General features: G+C 36.9%; 29 protein-coding genes. 19 read left to right on the top strand and 10 right to left on the bottom strand.

The annotated features are described in order from the left end of the window. Positions 1 to 34 precede the first annotated feature (34 nt). The 6 genes from ACOZ9X_RS01215 to ACOZ9X_RS01240 all read right to left on the bottom strand — a co-directional run bounded on the left by ACOZ9X_RS01215 (position 35) and on the right by ACOZ9X_RS01240 (position 5,235). Complete coding sequence (locus ACOZ9X_RS01215) at positions 35 to 319, bottom strand: YkyB family protein (protein ID WP_423416681.1); 285 nt, start codon at positions 317 to 319, stop codon at positions 35 to 37. Between the two features lie 796 nt (positions 320 to 1,115). Further along, positions 1,116 to 1,439 (bottom strand): staygreen family protein, encoded by a 324-nt coding sequence (locus ACOZ9X_RS01220; RefSeq protein WP_423418199.1) that lies wholly within the window; start codon positions 1,437 to 1,439, stop codon positions 1,116 to 1,118. After that, positions 1,427 to 1,618: a staygreen family protein gene (locus ACOZ9X_RS01225; RefSeq protein ID WP_423416682.1), complete on the bottom strand. Its 192-nt coding sequence runs from the start codon at positions 1,616 to 1,618 to the stop codon at positions 1,427 to 1,429. The genes ACOZ9X_RS01220 and ACOZ9X_RS01225 overlap by 13 nt, the downstream gene beginning before the upstream one ends. A gap of 307 nt (positions 1,619 to 1,925) precedes the next feature. Beyond that, a complete protein-coding gene (locus ACOZ9X_RS01230) occupies positions 1,926 to 3,164 on the bottom strand; it encodes an IS110 family transposase (RefSeq protein WP_423416683.1) in 1,239 nt (412 codons plus the stop codon). Positions 3,165 to 3,634: 470 nt separating this feature from the next. Then, positions 3,635 to 4,900: an FtsW/RodA/SpoVE family cell cycle protein gene (locus tag ACOZ9X_RS01235; RefSeq protein WP_423416684.1), complete on the bottom strand. Its 1,266-nt coding sequence runs from the start codon at positions 4,898 to 4,900 to the stop codon at positions 3,635 to 3,637. Continuing rightward, entirely contained in the window at positions 4,891 to 5,235 is a 345-nt protein-coding gene (locus ACOZ9X_RS01240; protein ID WP_423416685.1) for a PadR family transcriptional regulator, read from the bottom strand. The genes ACOZ9X_RS01235 and ACOZ9X_RS01240 overlap by 10 nt, the downstream gene beginning before the upstream one ends. Before the next feature lie 334 nt (positions 5,236 to 5,569). Between ACOZ9X_RS01240 and ACOZ9X_RS01245 the strand changes: the two genes are divergently transcribed. From ACOZ9X_RS01245 to ACOZ9X_RS01300, 12 genes are all read left to right on the top strand, one after another. Beyond that, positions 5,570 to 6,004: a hypothetical protein gene (locus ACOZ9X_RS01245; protein ID WP_423416686.1), complete on the top strand. Its 435-nt coding sequence runs from the start codon at positions 5,570 to 5,572 to the stop codon at positions 6,002 to 6,004. A gap of 231 nt (positions 6,005 to 6,235) precedes the next feature. After that, entirely contained in the window at positions 6,236 to 7,210 is a 975-nt protein-coding gene (locus ACOZ9X_RS01250) for a glycerophosphodiester phosphodiesterase family protein (protein ID WP_423416687.1), read from the top strand. An 882-nt stretch (positions 7,211 to 8,092) separates the two neighbouring features. Further along, positions 8,093 to 8,242, top strand: coding sequence for a hypothetical protein (locus ACOZ9X_RS01255; RefSeq protein WP_423416688.1), 150 nt, complete (start codon positions 8,093 to 8,095; stop codon positions 8,240 to 8,242). Between the two features lie 22 nt (positions 8,243 to 8,264). After that, positions 8,265 to 8,846: a histidine phosphatase family protein gene (locus ACOZ9X_RS01260; RefSeq protein WP_423416689.1), complete on the top strand. Its 582-nt coding sequence runs from the start codon at positions 8,265 to 8,267 to the stop codon at positions 8,844 to 8,846. A gap of 23 nt (positions 8,847 to 8,869) precedes the next feature. Then, the gene (locus ACOZ9X_RS01265) at positions 8,870 to 9,373 is read left to right on the top strand and encodes an NUDIX domain-containing protein (protein ID WP_423416690.1); all 504 of its coding nucleotides are present in this window, start codon (positions 8,870 to 8,872) and stop codon (positions 9,371 to 9,373) included. 178 nt (positions 9,374 to 9,551) lie between these two features. After that, complete coding sequence (locus ACOZ9X_RS01270) at positions 9,552 to 9,917, top strand: DUF2089 domain-containing protein (protein WP_423416691.1); 366 nt, start codon at positions 9,552 to 9,554, stop codon at positions 9,915 to 9,917. An 11-nt stretch (positions 9,918 to 9,928) separates the two neighbouring features. Next, complete coding sequence (locus ACOZ9X_RS01275) at positions 9,929 to 10,330, top strand: SHOCT-like domain-containing protein (protein ID WP_423416692.1); 402 nt, start codon at positions 9,929 to 9,931, stop codon at positions 10,328 to 10,330. An 11-nt stretch (positions 10,331 to 10,341) separates the two neighbouring features. Beyond that, entirely contained in the window at positions 10,342 to 10,623 is a 282-nt protein-coding gene (locus ACOZ9X_RS01280) for a hypothetical protein (protein ID WP_423416693.1), read from the top strand. 238 nt (positions 10,624 to 10,861) lie between these two features. Further along, positions 10,862 to 11,569 (top strand): DNA alkylation repair protein, encoded by a 708-nt coding sequence (locus ACOZ9X_RS01285; protein ID WP_423416694.1) that lies wholly within the window; start codon positions 10,862 to 10,864, stop codon positions 11,567 to 11,569. Positions 11,570 to 11,632: 63 nt separating this feature from the next. Then, positions 11,633 to 11,989: a hypothetical protein gene (locus tag ACOZ9X_RS01290; protein WP_423416695.1), complete on the top strand. Its 357-nt coding sequence runs from the start codon at positions 11,633 to 11,635 to the stop codon at positions 11,987 to 11,989. 30 nt (positions 11,990 to 12,019) lie between these two features. Beyond that, positions 12,020 to 12,355, top strand: a complete 336-nt coding sequence (locus ACOZ9X_RS01295; protein WP_423416696.1) for an HIT domain-containing protein — start codon at positions 12,020 to 12,022, stop codon at positions 12,353 to 12,355. 194 nt (positions 12,356 to 12,549) lie between these two features. After that, complete coding sequence (locus ACOZ9X_RS01300; protein WP_423416697.1) at positions 12,550 to 13,902, top strand: glycosyltransferase family 2 protein; 1,353 nt, start codon at positions 12,550 to 12,552, stop codon at positions 13,900 to 13,902. A gap of 502 nt (positions 13,903 to 14,404) precedes the next feature. On the opposite strand, the gene ACOZ9X_RS01305 is transcribed toward ACOZ9X_RS01300, so the two are convergent. The 4 genes from ACOZ9X_RS01305 to ACOZ9X_RS01320 form a co-directional block, all read right to left on the bottom strand. Then, positions 14,405 to 15,079 (bottom strand): ABC transporter ATP-binding protein, encoded by a 675-nt coding sequence (locus tag ACOZ9X_RS01305; RefSeq protein WP_423416698.1) that lies wholly within the window; start codon positions 15,077 to 15,079, stop codon positions 14,405 to 14,407. A 3-nt stretch (positions 15,080 to 15,082) separates the two neighbouring features. Further along, a complete protein-coding gene (locus tag ACOZ9X_RS01310; protein WP_423416699.1) occupies positions 15,083 to 16,117 on the bottom strand; it encodes an ABC transporter permease in 1,035 nt (344 codons plus the stop codon). Between the two features lie 167 nt (positions 16,118 to 16,284). Continuing rightward, a complete protein-coding gene (locus tag ACOZ9X_RS01315; protein ID WP_423416700.1) occupies positions 16,285 to 17,664 on the bottom strand; it encodes a sensor histidine kinase in 1,380 nt (459 codons plus the stop codon). After that, the gene (locus tag ACOZ9X_RS01320; RefSeq protein ID WP_423416701.1) at positions 17,661 to 18,338 is read right to left on the bottom strand and encodes a response regulator transcription factor; all 678 of its coding nucleotides are present in this window, start codon (positions 18,336 to 18,338) and stop codon (positions 17,661 to 17,663) included. Before ACOZ9X_RS01320 ends, ACOZ9X_RS01315 begins: the two co-directional genes overlap by 4 nt. 163 nt (positions 18,339 to 18,501) lie before the next feature. Between ACOZ9X_RS01320 and ACOZ9X_RS01325 the strand changes: the two genes are divergently transcribed. From ACOZ9X_RS01325 to ACOZ9X_RS01355, 7 genes are all read left to right on the top strand, one after another. Then, positions 18,502 to 19,326, top strand: a complete 825-nt coding sequence (locus ACOZ9X_RS01325) for a cupin domain-containing protein (RefSeq protein ID WP_423416702.1) — start codon at positions 18,502 to 18,504, stop codon at positions 19,324 to 19,326. Positions 19,327 to 19,721: 395 nt separating this feature from the next. Beyond that, positions 19,722 to 19,913 (top strand): alpha/beta-type small acid-soluble spore protein, encoded by a 192-nt coding sequence (locus tag ACOZ9X_RS01330; RefSeq protein WP_066397779.1) that lies wholly within the window; start codon positions 19,722 to 19,724, stop codon positions 19,911 to 19,913. Between the two features lie 122 nt (positions 19,914 to 20,035). Further along, entirely contained in the window at positions 20,036 to 20,176 is a 141-nt protein-coding gene (locus tag ACOZ9X_RS01335) for a hypothetical protein (RefSeq protein WP_423416703.1), read from the top strand. Between the two features lie 224 nt (positions 20,177 to 20,400). After that, a complete protein-coding gene (locus ACOZ9X_RS01340) occupies positions 20,401 to 21,036 on the top strand; it encodes an FMN-dependent NADH-azoreductase (RefSeq protein ID WP_423416704.1) in 636 nt (211 codons plus the stop codon). A 251-nt stretch (positions 21,037 to 21,287) separates the two neighbouring features. Beyond that, the gene (locus ACOZ9X_RS01345) at positions 21,288 to 21,959 is read left to right on the top strand and encodes a DUF4867 family protein (RefSeq protein ID WP_423416705.1); all 672 of its coding nucleotides are present in this window, start codon (positions 21,288 to 21,290) and stop codon (positions 21,957 to 21,959) included. A gap of 33 nt (positions 21,960 to 21,992) precedes the next feature. Beyond that, positions 21,993 to 23,771, top strand: coding sequence for a solute:sodium symporter family transporter (locus ACOZ9X_RS01350; RefSeq protein WP_423416706.1), 1,779 nt, complete (start codon positions 21,993 to 21,995; stop codon positions 23,769 to 23,771). Between the two features lie 12 nt (positions 23,772 to 23,783). Further along, the gene (locus tag ACOZ9X_RS01355) at positions 23,784 to 25,817 is read left to right on the top strand and encodes an alpha-glucosidase (RefSeq protein ID WP_423416707.1); all 2,034 of its coding nucleotides are present in this window, start codon (positions 23,784 to 23,786) and stop codon (positions 25,815 to 25,817) included. Positions 25,818 to 26,270: the final 453 nt, after the last annotated feature.

The raw sequence follows: 26,270 nt of genomic DNA on the forward strand, positions 1-26,270 counted from the left end.
ACGTTCCTTTTTCTTATGCTAAGCTTTACTAGTTTTAATCTAAATAGGAAGACACAGTCCATCTAGGTCTCTCTAGTAGCTGAATTGCTGCTTTTAGAGAGATACGGGTTTTAGGATTTCTATATTCATTATCTCTAGAACCTAAATGGGTTAAATGTAAGTCTTCTTTTGTTATGGGTATATGGAACAAGTAGGAGTCAATCGCGATGAGTACATCTGATTTTTGATAGGAATATTTGGGGTTAGGTCTATAATGAAGTCCTAACTTTTTTGCTTTATTCTCTTCAAGTAATTTGTTTATTACTGCACTTTTAAACAATACAGCTTTTCAGGATTACTAGCTGTTTTACTGTGGCTGTTTATTTTATAAATTGCAGCTCCAATTGAATTAAGAGTTATTTCACCATTCATATTACACCTCCACTTGTAGTGACAATATTCTACAAAATATCAAATAACACCTTCAAATATCTGGAAGAATATAAATCAACAATAATATATATAAATTAGATAGTATACATAAACATAAAACGACATTTCAGAAGGAATAAATATTTTTGAGTTTATGATAACCTTCTTCCACAATCAGGCCAGATTGTGCAATAACAACTGGATACTAGTTTAAAGAGATGTGGAATTCTACACTTAAAGTATCGGAGCAGTTTACTATAAAGAGGATTACTCTAACTACCCCTAGAATAATAACAAATTAAATTATTAATTTTGGAATATATTCTAATTTCAGTATAAAGAACGCTAACCGAAATGATTAACGTCCTTTACGTGATGGAAGGGATCACGCAGGTGGCGGATATCTGGTGATTTATTTTAGATTCAAAAAAACGATGTCTGATTATGAAAGCCCAGACGCTCCTAAACTAGGGCGTTGAATCCAAGAAGGTATTATGGAATTATTTTAACGGAGCAGGGTAGTTGAAGAATAATTGATGCTATCTTAAATGGGAAAATAAAAAAGTAAACCAGCCCTTTAAGGAACTGTTAGTTTATAGACCGAACACTAAAAGGTCAAATTTACAAAGTGCACCCAAAACTCCTAATAAATGCAACTTTATATAATCCTTCACAAAAATCTTAATGGAAATGAGAAAGCATGGCTAAGGTGAATTTTGAGGATTGGGAAGGTCAGGAGAATTGATAGATTGGTTCAAATATTGGCGAGGTGTACCATAAAATGCAACCTGTCTATACTCTGGGTAAGTGGATAAGTAGTGAATAAAAATGAGTGCATCAATGAGAGCGGGATAGTTTGTGTAAAACGGACGGTCACCATAGACAATTCCACTAAGTGCAAGAGTCATTTGTTTTTTGAAAGTTTTAAAACGAATTTCTGCAACTTTTTGACTGAACTCCCCACCATCTACATACGCTTTTCCGACTGAATTAAAACGTCCATGTGAATCTTTTTCTATTCTACTAATACTTCGTCACGCATTACGGGGTTAATCGATTTATAGTTGTACATATATCCTATATCTAAAAATAATTCTGCTGTAATATCTGAATGCGTGAGAGTATATTTCCTTCCTTCAACTGGTTGAATGAAAGTAGTAGGTGGAATAAGTTTTATGGATAATTTCTGTGGATTAAAAGCGGACATATAATCCCCCTTTTTTAAGATGAATCTGCTTGAGTCAAAATAAAACAAAAATTTATATGTATTACTCTATGTGTGTGTCAATAACTAAATGACTGGCGGTGCTCGTTAAGTATGTAAAATTCTTGTGTCTTATTGTATTAATAGGGGCTTGAGTTGAATAAGATCTTCAACAAAACCAGCTAATAGTTTGTCAACATTTTTCATTAAAAGCCTACAATTATTCATGTTATACTGAATTTGTCCATGACAAATAACCTTCCGTTTTTTAATGTTGGAAGGTTTTTCTTATGATGGATTGATATAGAGGTTAAACTATATCTTGGTAAGTCGTTCTGCTTTTTAAAAGGGCATAGATCCAGTGTAAGAGCTTATTTACACAGGCTATGACGGCTACTCTAAAGGGTTCGCCTTCGTCGCGTTTCTTATCATAGAATTCTCGTAGTTTCTTGTTTCTAGGCATGATTTCATCCGTTGTTTTTTGTTTTCGTGCATCTCGGATGCCACATCTGACAGCCAAATATAAGGCTAGTCTTAACCTACTGGATCCACGTTTGGTGATGCGGTTAACGGATGCTGTAAATCTTCCTGAAGAATAGACACTAGGGTCTACTCCTGCGAACGCAACCAACTTCTTAGGGTGATTAAACCTTTCTATCTCGCCAATCTCTGAAATGATTGTTGCTGCAATCTTTTCTCCAATACCAGGGATAGATTGGATAATCTTATATTCTTCAATTTCTTTTGCGAGGGCATCTATTTCTGCGACTAACATGGATAGATGCTCTTCGTATTGAAGAACGATGTTAATAAGCATTTTAAGATTAAAAATAAGACTCTCATATAAGTTGTTCTGGAATGGATTACGCAATGCAGCTTCTCTTAACTTATGAGCTTTGTCCCTTGCCCATTTTTCTGAACGGCTCCTACATAACAAAGCGATTTTATCTTTTAATTCGTCTTCACTTGCTTGTAAGACGGTCTCGCATGTTGGAAAGGCTTCTAACATTTGTAAAGAGACCTTAGAATATAAGTTTCCAAATACACCTCGATATTCAGGGAATACTTGGTCTAATACCGATTGAAGTTGTAGCTTGGTTTGAGAAGCGTTGCTTGTGATGGTTTCTTGTTGTCTCGTAAGGTTACGAAGATTTAAAAGTTGTATACCTCTTCTTCGGTGAGGTGCTAGTTCTTCCTTATAAAACAATTCACAAAGCTGATACGCGTCTGCTGCGTCCGTTTTGACTTTCCTAAGATTTGCACTACGGGAACGGTGCGAAACAAGTGGATTCACCACGATATACACATAATTATGATCTTCTAAAAACTGAACGACTGGATGATGATAATGACCAGTTGATTCTAAAATTACCGAAGGTTTCTTTCCATCCGTTACTTTAGTAACCTCTACCAAGAACTCTAATAAGCTATCTAAACCGTCAAGTGTATGCATAACACTGAAGCTCTTCCGATATGGTTTTCCTTTATCTAAAAAGGCTTGGACCTGACTTTCACCTTTTGAAACATCCAGACCTACAACTGGATTCATCTATGATTCTCCTCCTAGAAATAAATTAGTCGGTAACCCCTAAGCTCCTTGTAATGTCATAGGTTCGCTTGTTAAACGGGATCTTACTTGTCCCAACCAGCCTGAAACATGTTTATACAAGTAGGGGGTGAACAGTTTTGTTGACGGGATCAGTCCCACGGGTGCTACGTTCTACCCCGACTACCGTTATCATAAGACCAAATAAAAAAAGGTCAACCAGAAATTCTGGATAACCTTATATTACGATCGGGTGCGTTAATCCAAGAAGGATGAACGCATTTTTTTATGAATTTTAGTAAAAATGTAGGAAATTTGTGGAAGAAGGTAATTAAAGACCGCAACGGTAAGAACGTTTTAAGTGTAAAAGGATCTGGCGCTTTTTTATCATAAAAAATCTCAGACTGGAAATAGTCTGAGATTTTTAGTATGGGCTTTTTTTAAGCATTATTGGTTAATAATGAGGATACCTTTTAAGTACTTTGTGTACCTTGAGTCAAGGAAACTGTCTCCTTGGTTTTTCGTCTTCTATATACGCTGAGAATCAGTCCTGCGGATATCATCTCCAGCAATAAATGTGAACCTCCATAACTCATGAATGGGACGGATACGCCAGTCAGTGGAGATAAACCGAGATTCGTCAGTAGGCATAGTATAAACTGAGCTGAAAAGACTGCTGCCAATCCTGTAATAAGTAATTTTCCATAAGGGTGATTCACATTTTTGGCGGTAATCGATATTCTGCAAATAAAAAATATAACCAAGGCTAAGGCCATGATTGCGGCTAGCCACCCGAACGAATAAATGATGTACGCCAATATAAGATCAGTATGGACCTCAGAAATGAAACTTGGGGTCACCTGAAGGGTACTTCCTATAAAATAAGCCTCACCTATTTTATGATCGGTATAGGGGCTTACCATGGAATATCTTTGAGAAAGCAGATTCCAGATAGGCCATATAGAAGCAGCAACTGCGAATGTTATCGTTTGCTTCAGGCTGGACCTTGACGTATGCATGATTGCAACAGAGACAATGATGCTAATAATAGTAGTTGCAAAGGCTCCTGTAGTCGCCAATATGACAATAGGTATTAACATAAGAGCTACTCCAAACCAAGACTTTTGTTTATCATGCCAGTCCCAGGAATGAAAGATTCCTGCAAAGGCAATGACCAAAAGGAATGGTGTGATTTCGGTGAAATTAATACTTGCAAAGCCTACATTTAAAAATGGCACATCATCGACTCTAACACCAATGAGAACGGTTAATAAAAGTATGAGGATTGTTGCCGCATATAGGTGCTTAGAATACTTCAGCAATCTTCTGTAATCAAATATAAATAGGCTTAGCATGAGCACGACACCCAACAAGTAAAAGACAAGACTTTTATTGAAAACTTTCATTTCTTGAAGCTCTGTAAAAGCCGAATGAAATTGCAAATAATACATAACCAGCAGCCCAAATAGAGAAGCCGTCAGCACGGACAGCAAGGTTTTCATATCCATAGGGGCTTTATGTGTTTTGTTAAGCTGCTTCCCCAAAACTCCTGCATCTCCCATACGTGCCAATGCTTGTTCGATCGCCTCTTCTTCTGCAAGTCCTGTGCTCATAGCCTCCTCTTTGAGCGTATGAAGGTGATCGTTTATTTCTAGTTTTATATGGGCATGTACATCCTTATTTTTTATCCGTTTACACAAATCTCTAATATACATTTCAAACTTATTATCTAATCCCATACGATTTTCTCCCCACTTAAAACTTCGTCAACAGCATTCTTGAAAACGGCCCACTCTTCTTTTTTTTCTTGAATGAATTCTTTGCCCTGGTTATTAATCTTGTAATATTTCCTCTTTCTCTTTCCGGTCCCTTCGCCCCAGTAAGATACAATTAATTGTTTTTCCTCCAGGCTATGAAGAATAGGATAGATTGTGCCTTCCTTAAAACTAAAAATGCCATTAGACTTCGATTCTAGTTCTTTAATAATTTCATAGCCGTACATTGGTTTAGAATTAAGCAAACTCAAAATAAGAGTAGTGGTACTACCCTTTAGCAATTCTTTGCTTATCTTCATAAACAGTCACCTCCCTAATACTTAGTAAATCTATGCATAGTTATTATATGTATAATTTATGATATAAATTAATTCCTGTCAACATGTCTATAAAGAAAAACGGCATGTTTTATATTGTTGGAGCACACTCTTTACCTAAGGTGCTTTAATAGTCAAATGTGGTCTCAGTAAAGAAAGGTATAGCAAACAATAAGAATTCCTATCAGATATGATTTTTATGTTTATGAAGCAATCATTGATTATTCCACAATCGGGTGATTAGCGCACTTTTTAAAGGTGCAGGATTGTTGAGTAAGAACAAAAAGAATAAAACTAAGATTAACAGGAGAGAGTTATGGAAAGAATTGATGACCTGCATTACAAAAGAATATATGAAAAGATACATAAAATCTGGGGAATTACATTTCTGATATGGTATCCCTTAGATAACTGTAATAGAAACGATGTTTTAGCTTTTGATATTAATCTTTACTCGACCTCAGAGCTGAATTTGATTAATACCTTATTAAAGGGTTTTCTTAATAAACATGCAGAAACAGATATTTACCAATTAGGAGAAATTAATTTAGGTATTGTGCCGTATAGATTTAACTTTACAGAATTTCACTTAAAACAAAACCCCTTTAATGAAGATATGTATTGGTGTGATAACAAAATGGATTGGATAATTTATGCGTGTCATGATGGCTCTTTAACCATAGGAGGAAGCAAAATTATTCGGGATATAAAATCCAATTTGACTGCATGGGAGAAGTATTTTATTGAATGAAAGACCCGAGATTTAAACTGATTTTCAAGTACATTTTACTCGGTAATATAAAAAATGTTATTAGGTTTCTTATTCAACAATCGGGTGCAGATTGCTCTCTGTTTTTTTTATGTGTGTGATTTGTCATTCTATCAGTTTATCACCACAGTATCATAGACAAGCCATTGTGGCACTGTATGATTTTTACATACAATAAGAGGAGATATCGAAAGGAAGTAAGGGGAATTTTGTATGAAACGAAAAAGAATAAAAGTGCTCATTCTATTCCTAGTCTTGATTGCGTTCATGTACGTGAACAATAGCTCCCTTTTTTCGAAAAAGGACGAAGAGGAAAAACCATGGCTACTCGCACACAGAGGATTGGCTCAAACGTTTGATATGGAAGGAATCAATGGTGACACCTGTACGGCTGAAGTGATTCATGAGCCTGAACAAATGTATATAGAAAACACCATTTCTTCGATGAAGGGAGCTTTTAATGAGGGCGCAGACGTTGTTGAGTTCGATGTTCACATGACAAAAGACAATGATTTTGCGGTATTCCATGATTGGACACTTGAGTGCAGAACAAATGGTGCAGGCGTAACAAGAGAACATACGATGAAAGAACTGAAGCAATTAGATATTGGCTATGGATATACGGCAGATAATGGGAAAACGTATCCATTCCGTGGCAAGGGAATAGGACTCATGCCTTCTCTTGATGAGGTGTTGACCGCTTTTCCGAACAAGTCTTTCTTAATTCATATAAAAAGTGATGACCCTGATGAGGGGGAGCTGCTTGCCAAGCATTTATCAAAGTTGCAGAAAGACCGATTGACTCAACTCTCTGTTTATGGCGGAGATCAGCCGATTAAGTCGTTAAAAGAAAAACTTCCCGAAATGCGGGTCATGTCAAAGGAAACGATGAAAGACTGCTTGCTTCCATACATGGGAGTTGGTTGGACAGGCTATGTGCCATCAAAATGTGAAAACACACAAATTCATATGCCAGAAAGTTATGGTAAATGGATGTGGGGCTGGCCAGAAAAATTCATCAGCCGATTAGAAGATAAAGGGACACGAGTTCTTATTGTTGCGGGTGACGGAGACTGGTCCGAAGGGTTCGATTCAGTGGAGGACCTTAAAAGGTTACCGGACCATTATTCAGGAGGAATCTGGACAAATCGGATTGATCAGATTGTGGATGAAGTGAATCGCAAGTAAAATCTAATAGGTTCTTTTTTGAGGGAGAAGACAAGAAAAAAACAAGTCAATAACATAGTAAATAGCATTATAAATCGCAGCCGATTTCGTTGCGGTTTTTTATATTAAATTGGCAACTCTATTAACACACTGTCACGCTACGTTTTTTTATGTTATTTCACTTGTTAATTGGTTTACCAATTGCGGTGAAAAAGGATTAAAAGACACTTAATGGAATGTATAATAAGGTAAAAAAATTGCACATTCTTCTTCAATAAACGTGAAGGATTGTGGAATAAGAGTTTATTGCAATATTATTAATTAGGATGTGTATATATTGGCTGTTGTAGTATTTTAGGAATGACTCACGATGAAGAAATGCAGAAGAAGTATAACTATATGCTGTCATTAGTAGAAGAATTAATAATAGAATTTAAACCTGATGTAATTTGTGGAGAAGTTCACCCATTGAGCTGGGAGCTTTACTTAAATAATGGAGATCCTCAAGGCATTTTAGGAGAGACCCAAAAAGAACATAGAATATCCAAATCTAATATTCCCTTTTGTTCCTATCTTAGTGATACTTACTTTTATTAAAATAGTCAAATGGGAGCAGGAACAAAAACGTATCCATCTGAAAAGATATAAATATAATGAAGAGAAAGCTAGACAGAAAAATTCATAGGTAAACATACTCAGTATAAGTAAAATAATTGTACCTGCACATTTGTTATTGATTTATAAAGGTGCAATTATGGGACTTAGCATCAAAAGTATATACACAAGAACAAAGGAGCTTGCCATGTCGGTAAGTTTTTTTTATGATGAACTGGCTTATAGAATTAATAATTGCTATACATCCACTAATTTGAAATAATTGGTATTAATATAGGGGGAGTATTAGTGAAATTAATTCTATTTATATTTATTGGAATGCTTATTACATATGCGTTCATTTTATTAGCGGGTAATTTTGGATTGATGCTGGTTGGTGGAGCGATTTTTGGAGTGTTACTCTATATTGCTACTGAAGTCAGAAAAAGAAATAATTGAAAGCCAACATAGGAGGAATCTCATGAGCACAATCGTGTATATGGTAAGGCATGGTGACTCACCAAAGGAAGGCAATGAGTGGACGAGAGGGTTAACGGCAAAAGGTTATGAAGATGCTAGGCGTGTGACGGAACTCTTAAGAGATAAGAAGATTGAGCTTGTTGTTTCAAGTCCTTACCTCCGTTCTATTTTAACGGTAGAACAGGTAGCTTTACATATAGGAAAAGAAGTATTGGTTATGGAGAATCTAAGAGAGAAAGGATTTTCTTGTAGTGATAATAGATTAGAAGATAATGAGCTTGGTCCTCTATTAGAAAAATCTTTTGTAGACTTCAATTTCTCTCTTGAGGGTGGGGAATCAAATGCTGCTTGTCAAAAGAGGGCAGTACAAGTTTTAAGGGAACTCTTACATACGTATAAAGATAAAAATATGGTGATTGGAACTCATGGTGCCGTTATGACCCTGATGATGAATTATTTTGATTCCTTAATTGGCTTAGATTTTCTATACAGCACAACAAAACCCGATATCTATAGATTAGCGTTCAATGACGAGGAGTTAGTAAGTGTTGAAAGAGTATGGGACAAGACTTTCGTAAAATAAGTTGATAACGGGGGATTAATGATTTGACTTATCATATACGAGTAAGAGTGGGTGCTCTCATTATTGAAAATAATGAAATATTATTAACGGAGTTTGATGATCCTTATCGGGGAGTCTTTTATGATTTCCCAGCTGGTGGAGCGGAACCTCATGAATCTTTGGTCGAAGCTGTAAAGAGGGAAGCGAAGGAAGAAGCAAATATTGATGTGGAGGTAGGTCCATTAGCTTTTATCTATGAGTATGCTCCTCATCTGAATGAAAATAAGTATGGCCAAACACACACGCTAGTCATGCTGTTTGATTGTACATTGAAAAGTGGGTCCACTCCCAAATTGCCGGATAAGCCTGATCCAAATCAGACAGCTGTTAAGTGGGTTCCGCTATCAGAGCTTGAACATCTAGAGCTTTATGCGAACATTGGAAAACAAATTAATGATTATGCGAATAAGAAGCGAAATATTGATTTACTACAAGAACACAAACTTCTGGATCAGACATTAACACCTAAACTTACGGAGACTTTCTAATAAGGAAAGTCTTTTTTATATGAGCTTTAATAATGTTAAGTTATAAATTCAATATCAAACAAATTTTATCAATAAAATTAATTTATTTAATAACAAATATTAATATTTTAATAAAAACTATTCACAAAATTAATTTAGAGGTATATAATCTAATTAACTGATGCGAAAGGAGAATGAGATGGCTCACCCATTACTTACAAATTGCCCGGTTTGTTCACAAACGTTAAAAATTACTAAACTTCACTGTTCGCATTGTCACACGACAATTGAGAACGAATTTGAACTATCTAAATTTGCTTCACTATCAAAAGAACAGCTTCATTTTGTGGAAGTCTTTCTTGTATGCAGAGGCAATATTAAAGAGGTAGAAAAAGAGTTAGGGATTTCGTATCCAACGGTTCGAGGCAAGCTGAACGACATTGCATCTTCATTAGGTTATGAATCTAAAAAGAAGAATGAGGTAGACGAGAAAAAGATTGTTACGATGCTTGAACGTGGAGAGATTACTCCAGATGAAGCAATCAAAATGCTAAAAGATGAATAGGAGGATAAGAAATGAAAAGTGAGATCGAGAAAGTTTTAACGATGGTTCAAGAAGGCAAGATCGATACAGATAAAGGCTCAGAATTAATTCAAGTCTTACAGGAAAAAGAACAAGGTCCATCGGTTAAACCATTAAACCGAACATCTCATACATCTTCTAACTACAGTGACAAAACATTAAGAATTCGTGTTGTATCTGAGAGTGACAACGTGAATGTAAACCTCCCCATTAAATTAGTAAAGGTTGTCCTAGCAGCAGGCCATAACATTGCTTTAAAGATCCCCCAATCTGAACAATATGTAAAAAATATTGATATTAATTTGATACTTGAAGCCATTGAAAACGAATTAGATGGTCAGATTGTTGATGTGAAATCAGCAAACGGGGATACCGTTTCAATAACGATTGAGTAGAGGTCGCTAACATGTTACATGTAAATGTAAAAACAAAAGAGGCAAAGTTCTCAATCCCTGTCCCTTATGTCCTTTTAAATATCGGGATATCCCTTATTACTTCTAAAGTATTCATTCGCCATGCAAATAAATGGTCTAAACCTCATCTAGATAAGAAAAACATAAACTTTTCTTTCCCTTCCATAGATCAATCAGAACTGAAACATATTATTAAAGAGTTAAAAAAGCACAAAGGATTAGAGCTTGTGAATGTAAAAGCACAGGATGGAACTGAAGTGATTGTGAGATTATAAAATGGGTAAAAACACAGTTGAAAGGCTTCTGGTTTTGTAAAAGCATTCATAATCAAATAAATAGGTAGAAAAATGAGTGCATTTCTGTCATGGAAAGAGCGCTCATTTTTTATGGTGCAAGTTGATTGCTGGTGAAAGAGGAATATCTAAATCAGTCGAGAAGAGAAAAGGGTAGTGAATGATGAAATTCATCTCACTAGTTGACCCTGAATTCCAACACAAAAAGGAAGTGTAATAGATGACTGTTGAAGATGTGATGCAGGAACTTGAAGCTCTTGGCAAGGAACGGACGAAGAAAATCTATCTCTCCAATGGCGCCAAAGAACCGTTGTTTGGTGTAGCTACTGGAGCTATGAAGCCAATAGCTAAAAAGATTAAAAAGAATCAGCCATTGGCTGAAGAGCTTTACGCTACAGGAAATTACGATGCGATGTACTTTGCGGGAATCATCGCAGATCCGGCCAGCATGACCGAAGATGATTTTGAGCGTTGGATCGATGGTGCTTATTTTTATATGTTATCGGATTATGTGGTAGCAGTCACTCTAGCTGAAACTGGAATTGCACAAGAGGTGGCGGACAAATGGATCGCGAGTGGTGAAGAACTTAGAATGTCAGCGGGTTGGAGTTGTTATTGCTGGTTATTAGGTAATCGACCAGACAGCGAATTTTCTACAACGAAGTTAGAAAAAATGCTGGAGGTCGTACAAGATACCATTCATAATGCACCTGCACGAACAAAAGCTTCGATGAATAATTTTGTTTATACAGTGTGTGTCTCATACATCCCATTACATGAACAAGCAGTTGAGGCAGCAAAGGCTATAGGACGGGTAGAAATGAATCAGGACAAGAAAAAAACAAAGTATCTACTAGCTTCTGAAAATATTCAAAAGGCGATAGAGCGAGGACAAGTTGGTTTTAAGCGAAAATATGTTAGGTGTTAGATTTTACTACTAAAAAGGGACAGCGATGATTGAATCGTGAGAAGCTTGGGGAGAGCCGCTATTGTGAAGATTAGTCGAAAGTATATTTTTATTTTATCGCTGTTGTTTCTTATTAGTTTTGTGATTTATGAGTTTTTATATGACCCATTTCCGGTTAAGCAGGTTAATCATGTCCAAGTAGTGAAGATGGTGGATCAAGCGGATGGGAATATGATAAGAGTTCCTTCGCATTATCAAGGGTACCAATGTTATATGTCTAAGAGTATAAACGCTGATGAGAATATTGAACGACATATGAAAGAAAAAGGATGGACACGAACCAAAAAGGAAGACCATCTTTACTTTTTTGGAGATATTATCGTTAAGAGTGATATCTGGAGAAAGAATTACAAGGTCTTCTGTTTTCCAAAAGGAATCTAGAAGAAAGACTTCTAAGATGGGGGGTTCTCAATGACACAGGATTTTTATTGTGATGAAGTATTGAGTGGCAAAACGCAAGTGGAAAAAGTAAAAGAAACAGAAAATGTGCTAGCTTACTATCATACTAGACCTTTTTATCCCATTCACATTGTGGCCATACCTAAAAAACATATCTCTTCATTGATCTCATTAGATGAGCGTGATAACGAGTTATTGCTAGAACTAATGAGTGTCGTAAAAGAGGTAGCGAGTAAGGTTACAGATGAGCATGGAGCTTGTCGAGTAATTACGAACCTGGGTGATTATCAGGATTCCAAACATTTGCATTGGCACATTGTTTCAGGAAAACCGAATGGTAAGAATTAATAGCGAAATTTTATAAGCTTGTTTAAATTAGAAATAAACTACAAAGTATACTTTATCAGTATAATAATTTTAGATATATTTTATTTTTTTGTAAAGAAAGCCCTTACATATTATAAGTATACAATTGAACCCTTACAAACGAAATTCTTCTTTCCAATTATATTAAGATAGTATAGTTGGATAGGAGGATTGTTTTGGAATACATATTGTACTTTTTCTTTGCAATGTCTGTTGGATTTCCCATCTTACATTCCATTCACTGTTTACCTTTTTTTCAAAAGAAACCAGCTAATGAAATGACGAATAAAGGTGTGGAAAATGGAATTAGTATTTTGATACCTTGCTATAATGAAGAAGGCATCATCGAAACTTCTGTTGAAAGTATGAAGAGCTTATCTTATTCACAAACCGAGGTCGTTTATATCAACGATGGCTCATCGGATAGGACGCTCATATTATTAAACAAGTTGTTGAAGTTGACCCCTGAATATAAAGATGTGCTTGAGACGTTAGAGTATCAAGAGGTAAAGATGCTCTATCGTTCTGAGTTATATCCGCATATTTTAGTCGTGGACAAGGTAAATGGCGGGAAAGCCGATGCTTTAAATGCGGGAATAGAATATTCAGGTAAACCAATCGTTATAACGCTTGATGCAGATACGGTCCTTGAGGATTCTTCTCTGTTAGCCGTCAATAAGGTATTTCGGGATGATGATATAGTGGCTGCGGGAGGAATGGTTCATGTCCTTCAAACCAAAACGCCTCATGAAGAGTTATCTTTGAAAAAAACAAATACACTCGTTCGAGCACAAGCTTTAGATTTCTTAAAAGCATTTTATGTAAACAAAATATCTTTATCGCGCTTTCAGGCATTAGCAGTTATTTCTGGAGCATTTGGTATCTTCACAAGAAAAGTCCTTCTCGATGTCGGGGGTTATCGGACTACAATTGGAGAAGACATTGACATTACCTTGAAAGTTCATCAATATATTTCGAAGCTTAAGGGTAAGAAGATTGTGTTGATACCTGAGGCTGTTTGTTATACCGAACTTCCAGAGAACTATAGAGATTTATTCAAGCAAAGAGTCCGATGGCAAAAGGCGTTTGTTGATTGTTTGATTTATTTTTCTTCCTATCTTTTTCGTTCTTTTTTTACAAAACCGGTATCGTTTTTCTATATTTTAGAAGGATTCTTATCTGGCACATTAGCTGTCTACATCATGACAGGTGCATTGGTCTATAACCTGTTGGATGGTGAGGTGTTTTCTTTAACGTTTATCCTCATTTACACCCTTTATATATTTATATTGGGCTTTATCTATAACATGGTGGCTGTCGGCATGAGTGATCAATACGGCTATTATTTTGAGGAAAAAGATACATTACGTTTAGTAGGTGTTATTTTCTATGATATTTTCATCTATCGTTTCATCACGATCTTTGCTGTAATTTACGGAACGATTGAATACTTTTTCAATAAAAAGAGCTGGAATAAAGTAAAACGTACGGGAAGAGATTATGAATTAAACAGTGAGAATGCAGCTTGACGATAAAAAAAGCGGTTGGTTTCTTAAAGAAGTCAACTGCTTTTTATATGTTTTTTTATTGTTTAAGCCTAAGAAGCTGAATGATTTAAAGAAAATATTAACTGAAGAATAAATATAATTATAAACAAAACATAGAACAAGCTAATATAGCTTATTTTCTTGTCGAGACCTTTATGTAATACGATCATCAATATATAAAAGAAAATAGACAATAGTAAGGGGTTTTTCCAATACCCAACTCCTGATGCGTATTTATATATAAAGTACAGTGCCGTAAGAAGCCACAAAGTGAATGTAATATGATATATATACTTTTTTGTATCCAAAAAATAATCCCTCTCAAAATTTAGTATTTACATATTCAAGCAATCTCTAATACGTATTTTACAACATGTTTCCAATGATGTGAGAGCGATATTCTTATCAACATCTAATTTTAAATTTTAAATACTCCTGCACATAAAAAAGAGCTATGAAAAAATCCATAGCTCCCCACTTTAATCTACACAACCAAACCATCGCTCATTTTAACTACATGATCAACATAAGAAAGCATTTTTTCATCGTGAGTGACCATAAGAGTCGTAATGTTTAACGTTTTCGTTAAGTCTCGTAGAAGTGACATTATTTCTACCGATTTCTTTGAATCCAGACTTGCCGTTGGTTCATCGGCAAATAGAACTTGGGGTTTATGAATGATCGCGCGTGCGATGGCCACGCGTTGTTTTTCTCCACCAGATAACGAAGATGGATACGCCTGTTTTCGATGAGATAATCCAACACGTTCTACTATATAATCGATTTCTTGTTGTCGATTTTCTTTCGTTAATTTCACTTCAGATACGTCCAGCATGAGGTCTAATTGCTCCTCAACGGTTAGAAAAGGGACAAGATGTGCAAATTGGAAAACAAAACCGAAGTTCTTGGCTCTTATGACCCGCATTTCCTCTGACGTCATGGAAGTTAAGTTATGTCCATTGAATAAAATATTTCCTTCTGATGCAGGCTGCAGCCCTGCAGCAATGGTTAGCAGGGTACTCTTGCCAGAGCCCGATGGACCGACTAACGCCGTAATTTCGCCTTCTTTAAGAGTTAAGTTTATACCTTTTAAAATCTCTTCTTTCACGTCACCATTCGTGTACGTTTTTCTTAATTCATCAATCGTAAAGATATTCATATATTAAACCTCTCCTTGTTGTATGGCTTGTAAAGGTTCAACTTTTTTAATTTGTAAACCAGATAGCGTAGCTCCAATAAATCCAATCACGAGGAAGACGATCGACAATTGTAGGGTGGTTTCATTCGTTAAATGATAAGGCATATCCTTAGGTGCAAATTCCTTGAATAATTGGCTAAAACCAACAGAAAGAGTAAGAGATATGGTTGTGATGTATAGCATTTGTGTCCACATCATTTTAAACAGATCACTTGTTTTTACTCCGATTGCTTTCAATATGCCATAAAGCCCCATCTTTTGAACGTTCATCATATAGAAGAAGATGCCGAACAGCATTCCGCTAATCACGATTAGAAACCACACGATCATATTCAATGACATTTGTTCTGCACTGTAACTTGGAATAGTGTTAAGAAACTCTTTATTTGAAAAAGATTGTAGACCTTTTATATTTTGTGTTGAATCTTCACCAGGAGTAAAGAGGAGCTGCATTTCTTCAGCACGGTAAATTTCGTTGTAAATCTCTTTATTTATATAAGCAACAGGAGCATGACTAAACTTTTTTTGGTCTACAAACTTTTTTACAACGAAAGAGCTCTTGTATTGTTTATGTGTTAAGGTATCTCCGACTTTAATACCTTCTTTCTCTAATGAACGGTCGAGAATGATTTCTCCGGGAGCTACTTGCTCGAACCATTTTGAATCGGTAGAAGCCACAAAAGCAACGCTTCGTTGTTTATCACTCTCATCATTTAAAAAGCCCATTTGTATAGAAAATCCAACAGCATCTTTTGTTTCCTGTATCACTTGTTTTTGAATTCTATTATCAATCCTTGAGAGGTTATAATTTTCTTCTGCGTCTTGATTCATATAAAATTGCCCGCTTGGCAAATCTTTGATTAATGCTGCATTATCTTGTGATAACCCATTGGCCAAACCCGAAATAATAAACGTTAACAAACTAACGAGAAAGATGATGGATCCTAATATGAAAAACCTCATTTTATTTTTCTTGATTTCTTTCCATGCGATGCTCATAACATCTCTCCTCCAATCTATTTACATCCTTAGTTTAGAATTCTTATATGAACGGAGAATGAATAAAACGTTACAAATCAAGTTGTTGAGAAAAGGGGAGGGGACATAAAAAAATCAGGCATCACAAATGGGTTTCCATTAATAATACCTGACATACTTGAAATTGATTAATCTATAGGTAATTCAACAATAACCGAAGTTCCTTCATTTTCCTTGCTCTTCACATCTGTATGACCACCGTGAAGTTTCACAATTGTAGCAACGATGGATAGACCAAGTCCTGTCCCGTCAACGGTTCTGGAACGAGCAACATCAGCTCGATAAAAACGGTCAAAAATTCTTTCTACTTCTTTTTCGTTCATGCCTATCCCCGAATCATTGAAGGTGATGAAAATCGATTTTTCTCTCTTTTCAACAGCTATCTCAATACTTCCATCAGGGTTATTATATTTAATGGCATTGGTTAAAAGGTTATCCCATACGGCATTCAATAGAGAAGGATCGCCGAAGAACTCGATATCTGGTAAGGCATAGCTAAGCATGATTCCTTTTTCATTTGTTAACCATTGATAATTTTGAATGAGTTCTTTAATCTGTTTTGACAGATTGAACGTTTTTTTCTGTAGAATATCTTCGTTTCGATCTAATGATGCAAGAAGTAGTAATTGTTTCGTTAAGTTCGAGAGTCTACTGATCTCACCATGTATAACAGATATGTATTGGATTCGATCGTTTGAACTCAGCTCTTCTTTTTCTAACAGGTTGGTGTACCCTTTTATATTGGATAGTGGAGATTGTATATCATGAGAAATATTGGAGATAAATTCTTTTCGCATCTCATCTGACTGTTCTAGCTTTCGAGCCATTTGTTTGAAGCTCTGAGAAAGCACACCTAATTCATCGCTCCTCTTCGTATCGAGCTCAACAGAGTAACTTCCTTGTGAGAGTGACTTTGTAGCAATGGTTAATTTTGATATTGGTTTTACTAAATATTTTGCACTTATGACTACCATCAAAATACTGAGGACAATCATCAAGCCAAAAAGCCAGCCGAATAGAACATGCATCTCATTAAAAAGAAGTTTAATATCAGGTCGAATAAACAGCGCATAATTTTCCCCGCGATGCGTTAAAGGAACACCGATCGAATTACTTAATTCGTTTGCAAAAAAACCAGTTACGAATGTTTGCTTTGGAAAATGAAGAATCCCATGATAGATTTCACCATTTAATACACTGTCTTTTGTTGAGGAAGGAAGTGCAGTGTTACGAAATTTTGCCCCAAAGTAGGATTCCTTTCCTGTTCTTTCTACAAGGTAAATTTGATAACCGATCGTTGAAAGGTTCTTCAAGTATTCGTTCAGGGTGATAGTAGGGTGTTCTTCAACAAACGAAGCCATCTCAAGCGCAATCACAGTGTTTTTTTGATCATTAGCCGGTTTTAATTTTTGCTGATAGTATGTATTGGAGGCGATAAAGGCTAATACGCCGCTTAAAAGCATTATTCCTATTGTTAAGACAACAAATTTGGTATACAGCGACCTCATTTTTTTGCCTCCAATAAATATCCGACTCCACGGACGGTTTTAATTTGGAAATCATCGGTTAATTTTGAAAAACGTTCTCTTAATCTTTTGATATGAACATCTACCGTTCTTTCATCTCCTTCATAATCAAGACCCCAGATGTGCTCTATTAATTGAATCCGTGAAAATACCTGCATGGGGTTAGATACGAGGAAATACAATAGTTCAAATTCCTTCAAGGGTAAAAGAATCGTGACGTCACCGATAAGTACTTCATAGCTTTTTTTATTTATAATCGTTCTTCCTAAAGTAACAGCTGCCGAATCTGATTGCTTATCATACCGTCTTAATAAAGCTTTAATTCGAAAGAGTAGTTCTTTCGGTTCAAACGGTTTAACAAGATAATCATCAGTTCCTGATAGATAGCCTTGTTCTTTATCTTCAATTTGATTTTTAGAAGTTAGTAAAATTATTGGAATGTCGTAATTTTCACGTATCTCTTTGGTTAAGTTATATCCATCCATATAAGGCATCATCACATCTACAACAGCTAACTCGCAGCTCGTATGCCGCAGGATTTTTAAAGCTTCTAAACCATCTTGAGCCTGATATATCTTATAACCGATTCCTGATAAAAAAGTATCTATAAGCTTTAAGATATTACGATCATCATCGACAATTAAAATATTAGTCATTTCAGATACTCCTAACCAAATGTTGAGTCTTTTCTTTTACTAGTATGGGTTAATCTCTTTATAAGTTGTAGACAAGTTTTTGTCCATTCTTTTGCAGTTGAATATATTAACGTACTTTCTAATGGCTTAGGCATATGATGAATATTATAAGTCATTGAAGGGAATGATTGATCTGGAACAACAAGAACTTGAAGCCCTATATACGGGAATCATCAGAGAACAATTACTTGTGGATTTTTACAATCAGTTGGCAAATGAAGCTCCTAATGAGATTCATAAGAATAATATCCTTTATGCTTTGGAATGTAAAAGGTCCAATCTTAATGATTTAGTAAATATGTTCACGGCTCTTACAGGAAAACAGCCTGAATACCAAAATAATGTTATATCTTTTAGTAGTTATGAAGAGGGATTGAGAAAAGCTCATCAAGCAGAACTAATGGATTGCCAGCGATATCAGCATGACTATTATCGCTGTAGACAGCCACATGTCCAACAGGTTTTGATGCAGACCTATTATCGGAAGTGCGAGGATGCAACACGAATAGGATGGTTAAAAAAACGGATTCCGATTAAATTAAAGGATTATGGTGGTCAGCCGTTTGTCGTAAATATAGATGAAGCTGCTAAACAAAATAAGACGTACCGCACCGCCTTTTGGACTGGAGAAAAGTTGCAAGTAACCTTGATGAGTATAGGAGTGGGAGAAGACATCGGTTTAGAAGTACATCCGACAACCGATCAATTTTTACGGATCGAAGAAGGTCAAGGGTTTGTTCAAATGGGTGATAGTCCGGATCAGCTAGATTATACGACAAATGTGTATGATGACTTTGCTATTATGATACCAGCTGGAAAATGGCACAACTTAACGAATACAGGCAATAAGCCGATTAAACTATACGCAATTTATGCACCGCCAGAGCATCCCTTTGGCACCGTTCATGAAACAAAAGCGATAGCGATGGCTTCAGAAGCCAGTGAATAAGGTGATTGGAATCTTCTCGTTCCATATGTAAAAAAGCTAACCATAAGGCTAGCTTTTTTTGTGGCTATAATTGATTTGGTTAGCCGATTCTCTTCTTGTTTTTCTTGCTTTTAGCACGTTTTTTAGAAGATAGAACCCCGTTTAAGATACTAATGAAACTCACAATGAATTCCCCCCATATAGAACTTCGGAAAAGAGAATATTCGGTGTATCCTCTCTTCTCCTTTATCTTATGCAGACTTGTCTAAAGTGTTTGGACAAACTGTATCAAATCACTTTTGAAACAGAAAATACACATGCACCTAATGAAACATTGAAAAAATTTTATAAGGTTATGAATAAGATTGTAAGTTAGTGGGATTCTAAGATTAGAAAAGAAAGGGAGGTGAAATAAAATGGCTAAAAACAACAGCAACCAATTATCAGTACCTGGAGCTCAAGGAGCTCTTGATCAAATGAAGTATGAGATCGCTTCTGAGTTCGGTGTAAACCTTGGACCAGACACGACTTCACGTGCAAACGGATCTGTAGGTGGAGAAATCACTAAGCGTCTTGTAGCACAAGCTTTAGGCGGACAACGCTACTAATTTTAAACTCTTTTGCTATGGCTATCTGTTTGTGCAGATAGCTTTTTTATTTATATCCAATGAATGATGAATCAAATGTTAAACAACCGTTTAAACTATCTCTGTTGGAGGTGAATGTTTAGATGAATGAAGATAAACCGATTCATTTTGATGGAAGTCTTTTAAACCATGAAGTTTTCAACAATGACCTTTCGCAAGAGCCTTTTCTTTTAACAGATGAAGTGAGGGCGAACATTGCTGGGAATCCTTATGATCAATCGTGATCGCAGTTCATTGAAAGTCGTTGATTTCCGCTCCAGGTTGCTCGCTTTCCATGGGGCGACTGGTGAGCCACTTGCCGCCATGCGCCATTAAGGGTCTCACCTGCTCGCTCGTCCCATAGGAGTCGGCAACCTTCCGCTCCAATCAACTTGCATAGAAATGAAAAGAACATTCAAAAGCGACGGTAATTTAGAAAAGAAAAAAACTGAAAGGCAGTGTCAATTACATGACAAAGGTATTATATATTACAGCGCATCCTCATGATGATCAAGTCTCTTACAGCATGGCTGTAGGTAAAGCATTTATTGATGAATACAAAAAAGTTAACCCGGATCATGAATTGATTCATGTGGATTTGTATAAAGAAGACATTCCGCACATCGACCTTGATGTATTTAGTGGATGGGGGAAACTGCAATCTGGTAAAGGATTCGAGGAGCTGTCTTCTGAAGAAAAGATGAAAGTAGGAAGACTTTCAGAGCTTTGTGAGCAGTTTGTAGCTGCTGATAAATATATATTCGTCACGCCAATGTGGAATTTTTCGTTTCCACCCGTTATGAAAGCATACATCGATTCAGTGGCGGTAGCAGGAAAGACGTTTAAATATACAGAGCAAGGACCGGTTGGCCTTTTAACGAACAAGAAAGCTCTACATATTCAGGCTAGCGGTGGCATTTATTCAGAAGGACCTGCAGCAGCAATGGAGATGGGTCACCGTTATTTAAGCGTGATCATGCAATTTTTTGGAGTTCCATTGTTCGAAGGATTGTTTGTAGAAGGACACGCGGCCATGCCGGATAAAGCGAATGAAATTAAAGAAAATGCGATTGCTCGTGCTAAAGATTCCGCACATACGTTTTAATGGTTAGAAACCTCCCGCTAGAAACTTGTAGACGATGTCTGCAAGTTTTTTAAATTGAAAAGTCCTTGCCTGTAAAGTAATTCGAAGATTTGTAAACAATTGTATGTAAAAAACTCCTTGCAATTTTGGATGCGTTTTCATAGAATAAAAAGCAACATCCATATTGACTGAATTTTTTTAAAACAAAAGGTAGTGATGTTTAATAAAAGATACCTATGTTATTTTGTGCTTGAAAAAGAGGAGGTAATAAGTTGTCGCACGTTAACATGAAAGAAAACATTGTTATTGAGCATGTTAGAGATGATTCATTTAAGAGTTATGGTAAAGAAATCACAGGTTATGATTTTACCCGTTTAATCAACATGATGAAGAAATCTACGGAGATTCCAGAGCACGAAAATGTGTATGTGGCTTCAGAACCGATTCTGGAAGACGATCCCGTAAAAAAACAAATAGAGACTTACTTCTATGGTGAGATGCCTGCCCAGATTGGGTATTGCAACGGTCGTAATTCAACGTTAAATGGACTTGAATATCACAAAGGAAGTGAGATCAATATAGCTGTGACTGATCTAGTACTACTTCTTGGGAAAGTACAGGATATCGAAAATAATACATTTCATTCGAAAAATGTAAGGGCTTTCTTTATTCCGGAAGGAACGGCAATTGAATTATACGAGACGACACTGCACTTTGCACCTTGTAAAGTTCAAGAATCAGGATTCAAATGCATTGTTGTTTTACCAAAAGGAACGAATGAACCGTTAGAAGTTGCGCTAGCAGAGCGTGAAAAAAGTACTGATGAAGATCACTTGCTATTTATGAAGAATAAGTGGCTGATCGCACATCCGGATCGAAAACAGCTGATAGAAAAGGGAGCTTATCCTGGAATTGTCGGTGACAACATAGAAGTCTTGTTTTAACTATCACTATTTAAAAGGACAGGGGTGTTCGATATGTTTTCAGGCATTGGATTTACACTTTTATCATGTACATTTTTTATGGGGCTTGTCGCATGGATCTCTTACTTAAAAACAAAAGGGGAGACAGAAGATTCTACGGGATATTTCTTAGCAGGGCGAGGGTTGAATGGGACATTTATCGCCGGATCACTTCTTCTTACCAATCTTTCTGCTGAGCACTTGATCGGCTTGAATGGACAAGGATATCGAACGAATATGTCCAACATGGCATGGGAAGTAACGGCTGGCTTTGCAATCGTTATTATGGCTCTTTATCTATTACCGAAATATTTAGGAGGAGCTTTTACAACATTGCCAGAGTTTCTTAGCACGCGATTTGATGAAGGGGTTCGCCGTTATACGGTTATGCTATTTATGCTCGGCTATATTTTAGTTACGATCCCATCAACTCTTTACTCAGGGGCACTGACTATACTTAAACTCTTTGATGTGCCAGGTCTTTTAGGTATTTCCTATACACAATCGGTTTGGCTTTTAATCTGGGTGATCGGAATCATCGGTGCAGTTTACGCAATCTTTGGTGGGTTAAAAGCCGTTGCTGTATCGGATACGATTAATGGAATCGGACTTTTGATAGTAGGACTTTTAGTGCCTGCTCTTGGCTTCTTAGCACTTGGAGATGGGAACATGTTTGATGGTATGAAGACGATAGCAACAAACAGTCCGGAAAAACTAAATGCGATTGGATCGAGTACAGACTCCGTTCCGTTTGGGACCATCTTTACGGGTATGATTTTTGCTAACTTGTTCTATTGGGGAACAAACCAGTACGTTATTCAACGGACGCTTGGAGCACAAAATTTAAAAGAAGGTCAAAAAGGTGTGCTTTATTCTGGTTTCTATAAGCTAGCGATTCCACTATTTATGATGATTCCTGGTATTATCGCTTTCCACCTATATGGGGGAGGATTGAATCCGGTTGACCTTGCTTATCCGACATTAGTAGCAGATGTGTTGCCAAAATATTTATCAGGTTTCTTCCTTGCTGTTCTGTTAGGTGCTGTATTCAGTACGTTTAACTCGCTGCTTAACTCAGCAGCAACCATGTTTGCTCTTGATATCTATAAGCCGCAGTTCAATCCGAAAGCTACCGACGAACAGTTGATTCGGATGAGTAAATGGTTTGGTACAGTAATCGCACTTGTATCATTCTTTATCTCACCGCTGCTCATGAACGCGCCAGATGGCCTTTGGGATCTGATCAGACGTTTTACTGGATTCTTTAACATTCCAATCATAACGATTGTTCTTGTTGGTATCTTTTCAAAGCGAATTCCTGCACTTGCAGCAAAAGTAGTAATCATTTTCCACGTAATCACTTATTACATGCTTGTATGGGGATTAGATCAATTATTTGGCATTCAAACTACGATTAACTTTATTCACATTTACGCTATTTTGTTCTTTGTGGAAGTAGGAATAATGGTGGCGATCGGAAAATGGAAGCCATTACAAACTCCTTATTTTTATAAAGCCAATGCACAAGTTGATATGGTACCTTGGAAGTATGCGCTTCCAGTAACGTTTATTTTACTTGGCTTGCTTGTGAGCATGTACATCGTATTTTCTCCAATCGGTTTAGCTTATGAGGATGCGATTGTATCCGGTTACTTCTGGCCAGCTATGGCAGGATTAACACTGGTTACGGGAGTTCTAATCTATCTTTCTATAAAATCTTGGAATCAAAAGTATGCAAATTTCTTAAGTAAACAGCACAAAAAGGACGTAAAAGAAGCTAGGAAGTTAGCCTAGTAGGAGGTTATGATGACTCTTCAATTAAGTGATACGACATTAAAATTACGTGAAATCGATAAAGGCTTTGAAATAGAAGCAGATGGCAGACTTCTTTTTCATCATTCCGTACAGCAGCCGATGCTTTATGCAGGTTATGGTGAAGAGACGATCAACATGTATAGAGGGAATTTTGACATTCAAGATTATGTAGTGGAGCGTATCGGTCTTCGTTATGCCGACGCTATACAAACGGATAAAGGGTATCAATTATCTTTTTCCAAGTTTGCAGGGAGTACACCTGATCTTGAAATCTTTCTTACGGAAGAGAACGGAAAGGTAAAGCTTCTTTTTACAAAGAGTTCTACTGAACTAAACCGCTTATGGATTCGAGTTCAAGCTGATGCGGATGAGAAAGTTTATGGTTGCGGTGAACAGCTCTCACATTTTAACTTGCGTGGCAAAAACTTTCCGCTTTGGACTTCTGAACCTGGTGTTGGCCGAAATAAGAATACGTACACAACGTGGCAGGCTGATGTGAAAGACAAAGCGGGCGGCGATTATTACAACACGAACTATCCGCAGCCTACGTTCATCTCTACTAAAAAATACTATTGTCATGTTGAAACAACTTCTTATGCCGATTTTGACTTTCGAAATGATGACTATCATGAACTTCAAATATGGGATATCCCGAAATATGTACTCTTTGAAACGGCGGAAAGTTATGTACAACTTGTTGAAAAATTGACTGACGTGTTTGGGCGGCAGCCAGAATTGCCAGATTGGACCTATAACGGCATTTGGCTTGGTTTACAAGGCGGAACCGACATCGTACAAAAGAAGCTGGACTTAGCACTCGAAAAAGGAATAAAAGTTGGAGGCGTTTGGTGTCAGGACTGGCAAGGGAAACGTATCACCTCATTCGGTAAGAGATTGATGTGGAACTGGCGCTGGAACAGCGAAGAGTATCCAAATCTTGATCAAAAGATTGAGGAATGGAAAGCGAAAGGTATTCGCTTCCTGGGATATATTAATCCTTATGTTGCTGTTGAAGGTGATCTGTACAGAACTGCTGCAGAGAAAGGGTACCTTGCTTTAAATGAAAAAGGGGATATCTACCTTGTTGACTTTGGGGAATTCAATTGTGGCGTTGTAGATTTTACGAATCCTGACGCTTGTACGTGGTACAAATCAGTGATTAAAGAAAACATGATTGATTTTGGTCTGGATGGCTGGATGGCCGATTTTGGTGAATACTTGCCAACGGATGTTCAACTATATAATGGTGAATCGGCTAAAATCATGCATAATGCATGGCCTGCACTTTGGGCAAAAATGAACTATGAAGCAGTGAGTGAAGCAGGAAAATTAGGTGAGATCACTTACTTCATGAGAGCCGGATATACGGGTATTCAGAAATATTGCACGCTTTTATGGGGTGGAGATCAAAGTGTGAACTGGTCGCTAGATGATGGGTTAGCTTCTGTTATCCCTGCTGCCCTCTCAGCTGGTATGACTGGCTGTGGTTTACACCATAGTGATATTGGAGGCTATACAAGTCTTCACGGCAACAAGCGAAGCAAAGAGCTGCTTCTTCGTTGGTTAGATATGGCGGCTTTTACACCAGTGATGCGTACACATGAAGGAAATCGCCCTGATGATTGTTTCCAATTTGACGGGGACGAAGAAACGCTAGAGCATTTTGCTCGAATGACAGATCTCTATGTAAAGCTTGCACCATATACGAAAGACATCGTAAAAGAAAATGCTGAAAAAGGAATTCCAGTGCAGCGTCCTTTGTTCATGCACTATGAGGAAGACAAAGCAGCTTACGACATTCAATATCAGTATTTATATGGCAGAGATCTTCTAGTGGCACCGGTGTATGAAGAAGCATCAACTCATTGGAATGTCTACTTACCTGAGGACGAATGGGTTCATCTATGGACCGGAAAAGAATATAGTGGCGGAAATAGAGAAGTAGAAGCACCGATTGGACAGCCGCCTGTGTTTTATAGAAAGAATTCATCGTACAAGGAATTGTTTGAATCATTAACGAAATAGAATAGTAGAGGGGACAGCGAGAAGGTGTCCCCGATATTCTATGTATACTCTTGATTAATCTTTATAAACATAAAGGTAGTAATATATTTCAAAAGGTAGTTACCTTTGTTATACTTATATTTAGAAAGCTCTTTTATTAAGGTTGTTGCTTTTGGCTTCTATCTTCATCATTTGCAAGTTGATTAGAGCGCAAGGTGCGAGACTCCTACGGGACGACAGGTGGAGACTCCTAATGGCGCAAAGCGGCAGTCCTAAAAGTGGAAGTGACTCGTTTAGCCTCGACAAGCAAAAGTTGAATTGGCTAGGAAGGCGCACTTTGCCTTCTTGACTGTTTAACTTTTGACCTCGAGAAGCTAGTCACTGCAACTAGACAGGAGGCTCACCGCACGCCCCGTGGAAAGCGAGCAACCTGGAGCGGAAATCAACTACTTTCGAAGAGCAACAATGTATGCG

Origin of the sequence: Fictibacillus nanhaiensis, from assembly GCF_049537595.1 — a bacterium.
Classification (GTDB): domain Bacteria; phylum Bacillota; class Bacilli; order Bacillales; family Fictibacillaceae; genus Fictibacillus; species Fictibacillus nanhaiensis_F.